Source organism: Microbispora sp. NPDC049633, from assembly GCF_040675265.1.
GTDB classification, from domain to species: domain Bacteria; phylum Actinomycetota; class Actinomycetes; order Streptosporangiales; family Streptosporangiaceae; genus Microbispora; species Microbispora maris.
In genome coordinates, this window is record NZ_JBFAOO010000201.1 from 1 (window position 1) to 13,144 (window position 13,144).

14 protein-coding genes and 1 pseudogene are annotated in these 13,144 nt (G+C 74.1%); 7 read left to right on the forward strand and 8 right to left on the reverse strand.

Annotated elements, in window-relative coordinates; genetic code table 11:
* Positions 1–251, forward strand: a pseudogene (locus tag AB0J39_RS32855) (hypothetical protein); the annotation flags it as partial.
* Here AB0J39_RS32855 and AB0J39_RS32860 read toward each other — a convergent pair.
* On the reverse strand, positions 193–414 hold the full coding sequence (locus AB0J39_RS32860; RefSeq protein ID WP_363471891.1) for a MerR family DNA-binding transcriptional regulator: 222 nt from the start codon (positions 412–414) through the stop codon (positions 193–195). The pseudogene AB0J39_RS32855 and the gene AB0J39_RS32860 overlap by 59 nt on opposite strands.
* Between AB0J39_RS32860 and AB0J39_RS32865 the strand changes: the two genes are divergently transcribed.
* Positions 413–1,153 carry a methyltransferase domain-containing protein gene (locus tag AB0J39_RS32865; RefSeq protein WP_363471892.1) on the forward strand — a complete coding sequence of 247 codons (741 nt, stop codon included), beginning with the start codon at positions 413–415 and terminating at the stop codon, positions 1,151–1,153. The two genes, AB0J39_RS32860 and AB0J39_RS32865, sit on opposite strands and share 2 nt — an antisense overlap.
* Before the next feature lie 27 nt (positions 1,154–1,180).
* On the opposite strand, the gene AB0J39_RS32870 is transcribed toward AB0J39_RS32865, so the two are convergent.
* Positions 1,181–2,005, reverse strand: coding sequence for an SDR family oxidoreductase (locus AB0J39_RS32870; protein WP_363471894.1), 825 nt, complete (start codon positions 2,003–2,005; stop codon positions 1,181–1,183).
* Positions 2,006–2,180: 175 nt separating this feature from the next.
* Here AB0J39_RS32870 and AB0J39_RS32875 point away from each other — a divergent pair, with 175 nt between their 5' ends.
* Positions 2,181–2,522, forward strand: coding sequence for an MmcQ/YjbR family DNA-binding protein (locus tag AB0J39_RS32875; protein ID WP_363471896.1), 342 nt, complete (start codon positions 2,181–2,183; stop codon positions 2,520–2,522).
* Positions 2,523–2,528: 6 nt separating this feature from the next.
* Here AB0J39_RS32875 and AB0J39_RS32880 read toward each other — a convergent pair whose 3' ends face one another.
* Positions 2,529–3,326, reverse strand: coding sequence for a glucose 1-dehydrogenase (locus tag AB0J39_RS32880; protein ID WP_363471898.1), 798 nt, complete (start codon positions 3,324–3,326; stop codon positions 2,529–2,531).
* 85 nt (positions 3,327–3,411) lie between these two features.
* Here AB0J39_RS32880 and AB0J39_RS32885 point away from each other — a divergent pair, with 85 nt between their 5' ends.
* Both AB0J39_RS32885 and metE read left to right on the forward strand, forming a co-directional pair.
* Positions 3,412–4,263: a helix-turn-helix transcriptional regulator gene (locus AB0J39_RS32885; RefSeq protein WP_363471899.1), complete on the forward strand. Its 852-nt coding sequence runs from the start codon at positions 3,412–3,414 to the stop codon at positions 4,261–4,263.
* 146 nt (positions 4,264–4,409) lie between these two features.
* On the forward strand, positions 4,410–6,653 hold the full coding sequence (gene metE / locus AB0J39_RS32890; protein WP_363471900.1) for a 5-methyltetrahydropteroyltriglutamate--homocysteine S-methyltransferase: 2,244 nt from the start codon (positions 4,410–4,412) through the stop codon (positions 6,651–6,653).
* Positions 6,654–6,659: 6 nt separating this feature from the next.
* Here the strand turns inward: metE and AB0J39_RS32895 are convergent, their stop codons facing one another.
* Both AB0J39_RS32895 and AB0J39_RS32900 read right to left on the reverse strand, forming a co-directional pair.
* Positions 6,660–7,334: a response regulator transcription factor gene (locus AB0J39_RS32895; protein WP_363471902.1), complete on the reverse strand. Its 675-nt coding sequence runs from the start codon at positions 7,332–7,334 to the stop codon at positions 6,660–6,662.
* Complete coding sequence (locus tag AB0J39_RS32900; RefSeq protein WP_363471903.1) at positions 7,331–8,671, reverse strand: sensor histidine kinase; 1,341 nt, start codon at positions 8,669–8,671, stop codon at positions 7,331–7,333. Before AB0J39_RS32900 ends, AB0J39_RS32895 begins: the two co-directional genes overlap by 4 nt.
* A gap of 197 nt (positions 8,672–8,868) precedes the next feature.
* On the opposite strand from AB0J39_RS32900, the gene AB0J39_RS32905 reads away from it, so the two are divergent.
* Positions 8,869–9,906, forward strand: coding sequence for a carboxymuconolactone decarboxylase family protein (locus AB0J39_RS32905; RefSeq protein ID WP_363471905.1), 1,038 nt, complete (start codon positions 8,869–8,871; stop codon positions 9,904–9,906).
* 13 nt (positions 9,907–9,919) lie between these two features.
* On the opposite strand, the gene AB0J39_RS32910 is transcribed toward AB0J39_RS32905, so the two are convergent.
* Positions 9,920–10,852 (reverse strand): AraC family transcriptional regulator, encoded by a 933-nt coding sequence (locus AB0J39_RS32910; protein ID WP_363471907.1) that lies wholly within the window; start codon positions 10,850–10,852, stop codon positions 9,920–9,922.
* A gap of 138 nt (positions 10,853–10,990) precedes the next feature.
* Between AB0J39_RS32910 and AB0J39_RS32915 the strand changes: the two genes are divergently transcribed.
* Entirely contained in the window at positions 10,991–11,548 is a 558-nt protein-coding gene (locus AB0J39_RS32915; protein WP_363471909.1) for an NAD(P)H-dependent oxidoreductase, read from the forward strand.
* A gap of 12 nt (positions 11,549–11,560) precedes the next feature.
* Here the strand turns inward: AB0J39_RS32915 and AB0J39_RS32920 are convergent, their stop codons facing one another.
* Positions 11,561–12,343: a PhzF family phenazine biosynthesis protein gene (locus tag AB0J39_RS32920; RefSeq protein ID WP_363471910.1), complete on the reverse strand. Its 783-nt coding sequence runs from the start codon at positions 12,341–12,343 to the stop codon at positions 11,561–11,563.
* 11 nt (positions 12,344–12,354) lie between these two features.
* Positions 12,355–13,144 (reverse strand): acetate kinase (locus tag AB0J39_RS32925; RefSeq protein WP_363471912.1); only part of this gene is annotated, 790 nt, incomplete at its 5' end.

A 13,144-nucleotide genomic window follows, 5' to 3' on the forward strand; every position in this document is an offset into this window, starting at 1 on the left:
TGCGCGCGGGACCCCCGTCCCCCCCCGGCCAGTCCTCCGGCGTCAACAACACCGCGCGTCAGGCGGCCGGCGCCCTCGGGGTCGCCGTCCTCGGCGCCGTCGTGCGGGATCCCGCCGACGTCGAGAGGTTCACCTCGGGTCTGCGGTGGGCCGGCGCCCTGTCGGCCCTGCTGTGGATCGCCGCGATCGTCATCACTCTCCGTACGGTGCCGGGCCGTCGAGACCGGGACGCCGCCCTAGGGCGCCGATGAGTCGCGCCGGCCGGTCGCCCGCGACGCGGGAGGGGGTCAGCAGTCCCACGTACTCCCAGTGCCGCAGGACGTGCGTCGCGAGACCGAACCGGGCGGCCGCCTCGCCGATGCCGATGGTCGCGCTTGACTTCATGCCGACATTAGGTTGGACGCTGTCCTTCATGTCGAACCAATCCCTTTTCGCCCTGCTCGACCGCGTGGACCGGCATCCGGACCAGGAGGCGCTGCGTGCGCGCTCCTACGAACTTCTCGCTCTCGCCGCCGGGAGCCGAGTGGTGGACGTCGGCTGCGGCCTCGGACTCGCCGTCGCCGAGATGGCCGCCCTGGGCGCGCGACCGATCGGCCTGGACGTGGACGGGCACGCCGTGGCGGTCGCGCGGTCCCGGCATCCCGGCCTGGAGTTCCGCCAGGCGGACGCCTGCGACCTGCCGTTCGAGGACGGCGAACTGGCCGGTTATCGGGCCGACAAGGTCTACCACGGCCTGGCCGACCCGGCGCGTGCGGTGGCCGAGGCATGGCGGGTGCTCGCTCCGGGCGGGCGGATCGTGCTGCTGGGGCAGGACTGGGACACGTTCGTCGTCGACTCGGACGACCCCGCGCTCACGCGGGTCATGGTGCGGGCGCGGGCGGACACCGTCCCCAGCCCGCACGCGGCCCGCCGCCATCGCACCCTCCTGCTGGACGCGGGCTTCGCGGACATCACCGTAGAGGTCCGTACGGGGATCTTCACGGATGGTTCGTTCCTGCCGATGGTCACCGGCATCGCCGAGGGCGCGTACGCCGCGGGCGCGGTCACCCGAGGGCAGGCCGACGACTGGATCGCGGAGCAGACCGGCCGCGCGCGGCGGGACAGGCTCTTCCTCGCCGTCCCCATGTTCCTGGCCGCCGCCCGGCGCCCGTGAGCCGGCGTCCCATGAGCCCATTCGCGGTCAGGACATGGAGATGACCTGCCCGGTGACGCGACGGGCCTGGTGTGAGGCCAGGAAGACGATCACCTCGGCCACCTCCTCCGGCGTGCCGATGTGCCCCAGCGGGCCGGCCGCGCGGACGGCCTCCTCGACCGCCGGGGTGACCCAGCCGGTGTCGGTGGCGGGCGGGCGGAGCATGTTCGCCGTGATGCCGTAGCGGCCGAGTTCGGCGGCGGCCGACATGGTGTAGTTCTCCTGCGCCGCCTTGGCCGCGCCGTAGGACACCTCCTCGGGGAATCCCGCGGGCCCGCCGGAGGTGAGCCCGATGATCCGCCCCCACGTGGCGCCGCGCCGCACATGGCGGCGGGCGAACTCCGCGATCAGCAGGGCCGGTGCGCGCACGTCCACGGCGAACTGCCGGTCGTGAGAGTCGGCGTCCACCGGACGCAGCGCCCGCCCGAAGCGGTCCCGGGCGTCGGGAAGGAAGGTGTCGGCCAGCCAGCCGCTGGCATTGTTGACCAGGATCTCCACCGGCCCGAAGGCCGCCTCCGCCCGGTCGAACAGTTCGCCGACCGCGTCGGCGCGCGCGAGGTCGGCCTCCACCTGTTCGGCCCGGCCGCCCTCCCACCGGATCCGGGTCACGACCTCCTGGGCGTCCCGCGCCCGCAGCCTGCCGTAGGCCTCGGGGAAGGCCGGATCGCCGGCGTGCTCGGCGGGATCGAGGCGCTTGTAGGTGAGGAGGACCGCTGCTCCGCAGGCGGCGAGCGCGACTGCGGTTGCCGCGCCGATGCCCTGGTTGGCCCCGGTGACCAGTGCCACCCGGCCCGTCAGTCGAGGATCGATCACCGAGAGGAGTCTGGCACTCGCCGAGCGACCCGGGCCACGGATTTTCTCCGGGAGGTCGTCCGCGGGGGGACGCCGGCCGGAATGTCGGTGGCCGCGGCTACGGTTCGCCCGTGCCGGTGTTCGCTCTCTCACGGCCGGCTACGGCGAAGGCCGTCCGCTTCGAGGAAGGCTTGTGATGGTCACGGTCGACGACGTACGGCGGGTCGCGCTGCCACTGCCCCGCACCGAGGAGGCGCTGGTGCGCGACCACGTGAAGTTCCGGGTCAGAGGCATCGTCTACGCCTCCGTCTCGCCGGACGAGACCCTGATGGGCTTCGCGTTCCCCAAGGAGGAGCGGGCGGCCCTCGTGGCCTCCGAGCCGGAGAAGTTCCTCATGCCTCTGCCCTCGGACGAGCGCTACCAGTGGGTCCGGGTCAGGATGGCGGCGATCGACGAGGCCGAGATGCGGGAGCTCGTCGTCGACGCCTGGCGCATGGTCGTGCCCAAACGGGTCGCGGCCGCGTACGACGCGGGCTGACGCGGCTCAGGCGCGGGCTCCGCCGTCGACCCGCAGGACGGTGCCGGTCACGAAGGACGAGCGGTCGCTCAGCAGCCAGGCGGCGGCCTCGGCGATTTCGGCCGGGTCGGCCGCACGGCGCAGCGGTGTCTGCGCCGTGAGCCGCTCCTGGAGGCCGGGAGAGTCCTCCTCCCATTCGCGGATCATGTCGGTGAGCGTGTTGCCGGGGGCGATCGCGTTGACGCGGATGCCTTCGGGGCCGTAGGTGACGGCGGCCGACTCGGTGAGGCTGTTGACCGCCCGCTTCATCGCACCGTAGGCCGGCAGCTCGGGGTTGCCCCGCAGGCTGCCGACGGACGAGTTGTTGACGATGGCGCCCGTGCCGGCGGTGGCCCGGATCGCCTCCACCTCGGCGACCATGGCCTGCCAGACGCCCTTGAGGTTCACGGCGTAGATGTGGTCGAAGTCGGCCTCCGGCATCCGGTCCATCGGGCCGGGCCGCTGGATCGCCGCCCCGTTGTTGAAGGCGACGTCGAGCCGGCCGTACAGGTCCACCGCGCGGCTCACGGCGGCGCGCACGCTCGCCGCGTCGGCCAGGTCGCACACGACATGGTCCGCGGTGCCGCCCGCGGCCCGGATCTCCTCGGTCACCGCCTTCAGCTGGGCCTGCGTCCGGGCCGCGAGCAGCACCCGGGCGCCCTCCCGGGCGAACAGCCGCGCCGCCGCGGCTCCGATACCGCGTCCGGCGCCGCTGACGAAGGCGACCTTGCCGGCCAGCAGGCCCGCGGCGGGGGTGAGCGTCTCAGTGGTCGATGTGTTGTCCATGGCACTCAGCCTTCGCCGGTGGGCGCGGCGCATCCAGGCACCGGCGGTACCTGGATCGCCGGCGCGTCCGGGTCACACTGGAGGTATGGACCGACGAGAACTGGCCGGATTCCTGCGCAGCAGGCGCGAGCGGATCACCCCCGCCGACGTGGGACTGCCCGCCGGACCCCGGCGCCGGACTCCGGGGCTGCGCCGTGAGGAGGTGGCGCAGCTGGCGTTCATCTCGGCCGAGTACTACACCCGGCTGGAACAGGCCCGCGGCCCGCGCCCGTCACGCGAGGTGCTGGCCGGGCTGGCCCGGGCCCTGCGCCTGTCGGACGCCGAGCGCGCCCACCTCCACCACCTCGCGGGCGCCCCGCCCGCCCCGCCGCCGGGGCCCCCGCGCGAGGTGCGGCAGAGCATCCTGGATCTGCTGCGGAGGCTGCCGCAGACCGCCGCGTTCGTGACGTCCGCGACGCTCGAGGTGCTCGCCTGGAACGACCTGGCCGCCGCTCTCATGGAGGACTTCTCCGCCCTGCCGCCGCGCGACCGCAACCTGGTGCGCCGCGTGTTCCTCGGACCGCATCGCGAGGGGCGGCGGTTGTACGGGGTCTCCGACGCCGAGGAGTTCGCCCGCCACGCGGCCCGGCGTCTGCGTGCCGCCGCCGCCCGCTACCCCGACTCGCCCGAGGTGACCGAGCTGGTGGACGAGCTCCTCGCGAAGAGCGCGGAGTTCGCGCGGTTGTGGGAGTCCCACGACGTGGGGAGCGGGCCCACGCTGTGCAAGACCTTCCGCCACCCGATGGTCGGCCCGGTCACCGTCAACTGCGACGTCCTCGACATCAGCGACCGCGACCAGCAGGTGGTGATCTACACGGCCGTCCCCGGTTCGCCGTCCGAGGAGGCGCTGCGGCTGCTGTCGGTCATCGGCACCCAGCGCATGGACGCCCCCCGCTGACCTCGCGGTCGTCCGCTGTTTATGGATGCCCGCGGCTTATCAAGGTGGCAGTGCGGTGATCCATAAGCACGGGCAATGGATCCGGCCCGACCGACTCGGGCGCGGAGAGGATGCAAAGCGTCCTGTCTGACGAACGAGGAGTCGTGATGACGTCGTCTTTTCCCGCGTCCACCGTGCTGGGGTATCCGAGGATCGGCCCGGATCGGGAGTTGAAGCGGGCGCTGGAGTCGTACTGGGAGGGGCGCACGAGCCGGGCGGATCTGGAAGGCACGGCGCGGCGTCTGCGGGAGGACACCTGGCGGCGGCTCGCCGCGCTGGGCCTGGAGGGACTGCCGTCGAACACGTTCTCCTACTACGACCAGGTCCTCGACACGGCGGTGCTGCTGGGCGCGGTGCCCGCGCGTCACCGGCAGGACGACGACCTGACGACCTATTTCGCGATGGCCCGTGGCGCCGAGGGAATCCCCCCGCTGCGCATGACCAAGTGGTTCGACACCAACTACCACTACATCGTCCCGGAGATCGGCCCGGAGACGGTCTTCGCCCTCGACGCCGGCAAGCCGCTGGCCGAGGTGCGCGAGGCTCGCGCCCTGGGGCTGGAGACCCGGCCTGTGGTCGTCGGGCCGGTGACGTTCCTGCTGCTGGCGCAGGCCGCGCCGGGCAGCTCCGACGGGTTCGTCCCGCTCGACCGGCTGAACGACGTCGTCGAGGTGTACGCGCGGCTGCTCGCCGAGCTGGCCGCGGAGGGCGTCGCCTGGGTGCAGCTCGACGAACCCGCCCTGGTCGCCGACCGCACCCCCGCCGAGCTGGCCGCGGTCGAGGCGGCGTACGGGCGGCTGGGACGGCTGGAGAACCGGCCCGCGCTGCTGGTCGCCTCCTACTTCGGGGATCTCGGCGACGCGCTGCCGGTGCTGGCCGCGACGCCGGTCGAGGCCGTCGCCCTGGACCTCGTCCGCGGCACGGCTGACGGCGCGGACGCACTGGCCGGCAAGACGGTCGTCGCCGGGGTGGTGTCGGGCCGCGACGTGTGGCGCACCGACCAGGACCGGGCGCTGGCCACGCTGCTGGCCGTGCGGGAGCGCGCCGGCCGGGTGACGGTGGGCACGTCGTGCTCGCTGCTGCACGTGCCGTACGACGTGGAGCGGGAGACCGGCCTCGATCCCGCGCTGCGGGAGCGGCTGGCGTTCGCCGAGCAGAAGGTCGCCGAGGTGGTCGAGCTGGCGGGCCTGCTCGCCTCCGCGCCCCGCAAGCATTCACCCCGCCATCACGCACCCGGCCGTGAAGTGTCCGGACGGTCCGCCGTCCAGGGCCGTGCACAGGCGTCCGGACACCGGACCGCGCAGGGCCGTGCCCCCTACCCCGTACGCGCGGCGGCGCAGGCCGAGCACCTCAAGCTGCCGCTTCTCCCGGTCACCACGATCGGCTCGTTCCCCCAGACGGGCGAACTGCGCCGGGCGCGGGCCGCGCTGGCGGCGGGGGAGATCGGCGAGGCGGCGTACGAGAGCGTGGTCCGCACGGAGATCGAGCGGGTGATCGCGCTGCAGGAGCGGCTCGGGCTGGACGTCCTCGTGCACGGCGAGCCCGAGCGCAACGACATGGTGCAGTATTTCGCCGAGCACCTCGACGGCTTCGCCGTCACCCGGCACGGCTGGGTCCAGTCGTACGGCTCGCGTTGCACCCGCCCGCCCATCCTGCACGGCGACGTACGGCGGCCCGAGCCGATCACCGTCCGCTGGGCGCGGTACGCGCAGTCGCTCACGAGCAAGCCGGTCAAGGGCATGCTGACCGGCCCGGTGACCATCGTGGCGTGGTCGTTCGTCCGCGACGACCTGCCGCTGCGCGAGGTGGTGTTCCAGGTCGCCGACGCCGTACGTGAGGAGGTGGGCGACCTGGAGGAGGCGGGCATCAGCGTCATCCAGGTCGACGAGCCGGCCCTGCGGGAACTGGTGCCGCTGCGGCGTGCCGAGCAGGACGCCTACCTGGAGTGGGCCGTCGCGGCCTACCGATGGGCGACCTCGGGCGCGAGCGGGCGCACGCAGATCCACACGCACCTGTGCTACTCGGACGCCGACCAGATCCTCGCCGCGATCGACGGCCTCGACGCCGACGTCACGAGCATCGAGTCGGCCCGCTCGCGGGGGCGGCTGCTCGGCGCGGCCGGCGACTTCTCCCGGGGGCTCGGACCTGGGGTGTACGACATCCACTCGCCGCGCGTCCCGGGCGCCGACGAGGTCGAGGGCCTGCTCACGGAGGCGCTGCGGGCGGTGCCGGCCGAGCGGCTCTGGGTGAACCCCGACTGCGGGCTGAAGACCCGCTCGTACGAGCAGGTCGAGGCCGCGCTCGCAGGCGTCGTCGAAGCGGCGGCCCGCCTGCGTGCGCGACACGCCTGAGCACGCTCAGCGTGGCCTGACGGAACCCCGGGCGACCACCAGGCCGGATTCGTAGGCGAACACGACGAGCTGGGCGCGGTCCCGCGCGCCCAGCTTCGTCATCGCCCTGCTGACGTGGGTCTTGGCGGTGAACGGGCTGATCACCATGTGCGCGGCGATCTCCTCGTTGGTGAGGCCGCGCGCGACCAGGGCGACGACCTCCCGTTCGCGGTTCGTGAGTTCCTCCAGGGCGGCCGTGGGCACGGCGTCCGGCGGGCGGGAGACGTACTCGCTGATCAGCGTGCGGGTGACGGCCGGGGACAGCAGGGCGTCGCCGCGCGCCGCGACCCTGATGGCCTGGAGGAGCTCCACGGGTTCGGTGTCCTTGAGCAGGAACCCGCTCGCGCCCGCCCGCAGCGCGTCGAACACGTACCGGTCGAGCCCGTAGTTGGTCAGCATCACCACCCGCGTCGCGGCCAGGCGGGGGTCGGCGGCGATGCGGCGGGTCGTCTCGATGCCGTCCATGACGGGCATCTGGATGTCCACGAGCGCGACGTCGGGCACGTGCCGCTCGGCCAGCGCCAGGCCCTGGGCGCCGTCGCCCGCCTCGCCGATCACCTCGATGCCCTCCTCGGCGTCGAGCAGCGCCCGGAACCCGGCCCGGATGAGCGCCTGGTCGTCCACGAGCAGCACCCTGATCACGCCGCACCCTCCTCGACGCGCGACTCGCCGGTGACGCCGGTGAGGGGCAGCTCGGCGTGGACGGTGAATCCGCCGTCCGGGCCCGGCCCGGCCTGGAGCCGCCCGCCGAGCGCGGACACCCGCTCCCGCATGCCGGTGAGACCCACGCCCGTGCGCGCCGCACCGGACCGCTCCGGGCCGGGCCGCTCCGGGGCGGACGGTCCGCCGGGCAGGCCCCGGCCGTCGTCCTCGACGCGTACGACGAGGACGCCGGGCCGGTAGCCGACGTGCACCGACGCCGAGGCGGGGCCCGCGTGCCGCGCCACGTTGGTGAGCGCCTCCTGCACGATCCGGTAGGCGGCGAGGTCGACCTCGGGCGGCAGGGCGCGGGGCGTGCCGGTGACCGCCAGCGTCGCCGGCACGCCCGCCGACCGCGCCCGCTCGACCAGCTCGCCGATCCGGTCGGTTCTGGCCGTGCCGGGCGCGTCGTCGGCGCCGGGCTCGCGCAGCACCTCCAGCGTCGCGCGCAGCTCCCGCATGGCGTCCGCGCTCGCGTCCTGGATGGCCAGCAGCGCCGGCGGCACGTCCTCTCCCCGCTTGCGCGCCAGATGGGCGGCCACCCCGGCCTGCACCTTGATGATGGAGATGCTGTGGGTGAGCGAGTCGTGCAGCTCCCTGGCGATGCGCAGCCGCTCCTCGCCGGCCCGGCGCAGCGCGGCCTCCTCGCGGGTGCGCTCCGCCTCGATGGCGCGCTGCTCGGCCTGGCGCAGGTAGGCCCGGCGCTGCCGTGAGACGACCCCCGCCACGCTGGCGGCGACGAACCAGCCGAGCAGCAGGCCGACCCGGTCCACCACCTCGCGCGGGGTCCGCGTGCCGAGGTCCGACAACTCCACGAGCAGGACACCGGCGAGGTAGACCGCGCTCACCGACGCCGCCCACACGCGCCGGCCGGCGTTCGCGGCGGAGAAGACGGTGATCATCACGGGGACCGCGGTCGCGGTCTCGGGGGGCACTCGCAGGGCGTAGGCCAGCATGCAGGCCGCCGAGACGACGAGTGCGGTCACCGGCGCCGTCCGCCGCACGGCCAGGGCGGCGGACCCGCCCGTCAGGAGCAGGTAGCCCACCACCCCCACCCGAGCCGGGCCGCTCGGCGCGCCGGGCAGCAGGGTCGCGCCCGCGAGCAGCGCCGCCACGACGCCCGCGAGCGCGGCGTCCGCGGCGTAGGTCCGGGGGAGGCGCCTGGCACCCGTCCGGCTGTCCGGCGGAGCCGGTGCGACCACGTCGGTGTCAGGCGACGCCTTCTGATCCGGGAAGACGGGCGGGCCGGGGGAGGCCTGCCGTGCGCGATCGCCGTGCATGTGCGAAGCGTAAACCGTGACCGATTCGCACCGCCTCCTCCCGGCGGACCGATCCCGCGCTACTCCCGCCGTAGTACGGCGGCCGCCTCCCGCCGTGCATGGGAGCGGCGTGGAACGCCTTCCGCCGTACGACGACCGGGACGGCGGCGACCGGCAGGATCGGGCCGCATGAGAGCACGACCGATGGGGAGGCCAGCATGCCCACGCCGTACCGCTACGTGACCCCGGTGCCCAGGGAGGCGGCGACCGGCAGGGTGGCCGAGGTCTACGACCAGATCGCCCGGGATTTCGGCATGGCCCGCATGCCGCTGTTCATGACGCTGTCCCCGGCTCCGGACGTGCTGGCGCCCACCTGGGCCGTGCTGCGCGAGTCGCTGCTCGCCGGGCAGGCCCCGAGAGCGGCCAAGGAGGTCGTCGCCGCCGGGATCTCGCTCGCCAACAAGTGCCCCTTCTGCGTGGACGCGCACGCCATGCTCCTGCACGCGACCGGCGAGCACCGGCTCGCCGAGAACGTGGCGCGCGGGGAGACGCCGTCCGATCCGGAGCACGCGCGGCTGTTCGCCTGGGCCACCGGCACGGCGACGGCCGGACAGGCGCCGCCGTGCCCGCCCGATCAGGCGGCCGAGTACGTCGGCACGGCCCTCGCCTTCCACTTCATCAACCGGATGGTGTCGTCGCTGCTGACCGCCGATCTCCTGCCCGCCGGCCTGCAGCGGTCCCGGCTCGTCCGCAACCTGGGTGGCAGGGCCCTGTCCAGGACGGTACGCCGCAGGCTGCCGCAGGGCGAGGCGCTGCCCCTGCTGCGGGGGCTGCCGTCGGGCAGGGTCCCGGCGTGGGGGGTGGGCACGCCGGCCGGAACGGCGTTCGCCGCGCTGCACGCCACGGCGGGGGAGGGGGCCGCCCTCCTGGGCGGCACGGCCGGGAGGGTGGTCGTGGAGGTCGTGGCCTCCTGGGACGGCGCGCACCCTGTCCTGTCCGGTGGGGCCTTATCCGGTGGGGCGCTGTCCGGCGGGCCGTCCGGTCCGCTGGCGGAGGTCGCGCCCGCGGAGCGACCGGCGGCCCGGCTCGCGTTGCTGGCCGCCCTCGCGCCGTACCGGGTGACCGACGCCGACGTCGCCGCCTGGCGGGAGGCCGGGGGCGGCCGGTCCGACGCCGACCTCGTTCGGCTGCTGGCGCTCGGGGCGATCATCGCCGTCTGGCGGATCGAGGCGGCACTCGCCGTGGCGACTCCCTGACGGGGAACGGCGCTCAGGAGGCGGGGGCGCAGACCACCCGGCGGTATCTGCCCGGGGAGATGCCGTGTTCGCGTTTGAACGCGTTGCCGAACGCGAACTCCGAGCCGTACCCGACGCGCCTGGCCACCTCCGCCACCGAGACGTCGGTCTCCTGCAGGAGGCGGGCCGCGGTGGACAGCCGCCACCAGGTGAGATAGGTCAGGGGCGGCCTGCCGACGAGGTCGGTGAAGCGCCGGGAGAAGGCGGCGCGGGACAGGCCGGCCCGCTCCCCGAGCGACTGGACGGTCCAGGGACGGGCGGGGTCACGGTGGATGGCGTCGAGGGCGGCGCCGACGGCAGGGTCGGCGAGGGCGGCGGCCCAGCCCCGCCCGGTGCAGTGCGCCCCCTCGGCCTCGAACCACGCGCGCAGGATGTAGAGCTGCAGGATGTCGAGCAGGGACGAGACCACGGTGTCGGCGCCCAGGCTGGGGGTCTCGATCTCCCGGGCGAGCAGGTCGACCGCGGCCCGCAGCTCGGGGTGACGGCCGAGCCGGGCGGGCAGGTGGATCACGTCCGGCAGCGACCGCAGGCTCGGATGGCTCCTGGCCGGGTCGAGCCGGTATCCGCAGCAGAGCGTGACCGTCTCCGCTCCGGCGCCGCCGAGGGTCGTGTTGATCACGCCCATGTCCCGGTAGGGGTCGCAGACGGGCTCGGCCAGGGGCGTCGTGGGGCTGTCGGCCAGGCCGTACCCGTCGCCCCCGGGGAGGAACACCACGTCTCCCACGCTCAGCGCGACGGGGTCGCCCTCCGGCGGGAGGAACCAGCAGGACCCCCGCATGACCACCTGGAAGGTGGCCGAGCCGGGCTCGGCCGGAAATCGCTGTCCCCAGGGCGCCCGCCACGACACGCGCGCGGAGCGCGGACGGCCCGTACGCATGATGGCGATGACGTCGCTCAGGACATCCATGCGGCGAGTCTAGTCGGCAAGACTCTCGCGTATAAATGGCATATCCAGACGCATTGGTCTTCTCCCGGCCGCTTCCTAGAGTTGTCGGCATCGGGCCCGGCGCCGAGCCCCCTCGCCCACGGGAAAGGGACCATTCGCATGATCAAAGTAGGTGTCATCATCGGCAGCACCCGTCCGGGCCGCAACGGGGAGGCGGTCGCGCGCTGGGTCCACGACCTGGCGGTCAAGCGCGGCGACGCCGACTACGCGCTGGTCGACCTCGAAACCTACGCGCTGCCGCACCTCGACGAGCCGCAGCCCGCCGGTACCGGCCACTACGAGCACCCCCATACCAAGAGGTGGTCGCAGGCGATCGCCGCGCTCGACGCGTTCGTCTTCGTGACCCCTGAGTACAACCGCTCGACGTCGGGCGTGCTCAAGACCGCGATCGACTTCCTGTACGCCGAGTGGGCGGACAAGGCCGCCGGATTCGTGGGCTACGGCCTGAACGGCGGCACGCGCGCCATCGAGCACCTGCGCCAGATTCTCGCCACGCCCGGAGTGGCCGGCGTGGGTCCGCAGGTCGCTCTCTCCCTACGGGACGACTTCGAGGACTTCTCCCGTTTCCGGCCCGGCGCCCATCAGGAGGACGCCGTGGGGCGCATGCTCGACAAGCTCGTGCCCTGGGCCCGGGCTCTGCGCACGGTCAGATCGTGACCGGAAGCGAGGTCAGACCTCCAGCTCGCCGGACCAGATGGTCACCGCCTGCCCGCCGAGTTCGACCCGGTCGCCGCGCAGGGTCGTGCGCACGGTCCCGCCGCGCTGCGACAGCTGTTCCCCGACGAGCGTGTCACGGCCGAACCTGGCCGACCAGTACGGCGCGAGCACGCAGTGGGCCGAGCCGGTGACCGGGTCCTCCGGCACGCCCACGCGGGGCCCGAAGAACCGGGAGACGTAGTCGGCGGAGGTGCCCTCGCCGGACGCCGTGACGATGACGCCCCTGGCTTCGACCTCGGCCAGCCGCGTCATGTCGGGCTCGGCGGCCCGCACCTCGTCGGCCGACCCGACCTCGACCAGGACGTCGAACCGGCTGCGCCCGGTCCACAGCGGGGCGACGCCCAGGGCCTCGGCGAGGCCGTCCGGCGGCGGGCACGGCGCGGCCGCGTTCGCGGGGAAGTCCATCGTGATCAGGCCATCGCCCGCCTGCTCGGTGGCGAGCACGCCGCTCTTCGTGGCGAACTCCAGCCGCCCGGACTCGCCCAGGGAGTAGAGGACGTGCGCGGTGGCCAGGGTGGCGTGCCCGCACAGCGCGACCTCGACCGCGGGGGTGAACCAGCGCAGCGAGCGCGGCCCGTCGTCCTGCGGCAGCACGAAGGCCGTCTCCGAATGGCGCATCTCGGCGGCCACCGCCTGCATCCACTCGTCCGGCACGGTGTCGTCGAGCAGGCAGACCGCGGCGGGATTGCCCCGGAAAGGCCGGTCGGTGAAGGAGTCCACGGTGAAGATGCGCATGTCCGCGGATTCTACGGCCGTCCGGCTTCACCGGCACGGCCCAGCGCGGCGAGGGTCTCCCGGGCGACCTGGAGCTCCTCTCGGGGCCGTACGACGAGGACCGGCACGCGGGCGCCCGGCGGGCTGACGACGAGGTCCCGGTCGGCGTCGGTCACCGCGGGCGGCTCCACGCCGAGCAGCGACAGCCTGGCGCACACCGCCTCGCGCACCTCCGGCTGGTCCCAGCCGATCTCGCCGGTGAACACCACCGCGTCGAGCCGGTCGAGAGCGGCGGTCGCGGCGGCGATCTCCCGGCCGACCCGGTAGGCGAACACGTCGAGCGCCAGCGCCGCGGCCTCGTCGGCCGAGGCGACCAGGTCGCGGGTGTCGCCGGACAGGCCGCCGGAGAGCCCGAGCAGGCCGGAGTCGTGCTCCAGCCCGTCGCGCAACTCCTCCAGCGTGAGGCGTGAACCGGACAGCAGCCACAGGAGCATGCCGGGATCGACGCTGCCCGACCGCTTGCTCATCGGCACGCCCTCCAGCGGCGTGAATCCCATCGAGGTGTCCACGCTGCGGCCGTTCCGTACGGCGCAGACCGAGCAGCCGCCGCCGAGATGCGTGAGGACCAGATCGACCTCCTCGGCCGGCCGGCCGAGCAGTTCGGCCGCCCGCCGGGCCGCCCAGGCGTACGACAGTCCGTGGAAGCCGTAACGGCGCAGCCCCCACCGGCGCCGCCACTCGGCGGGCAGGGCGTAGGTCGCGGCGGCGGCGGGCAGCCCCGCGTGGAAGGCGGTGTCGGGACACAGCACGTGCGGCACCGAC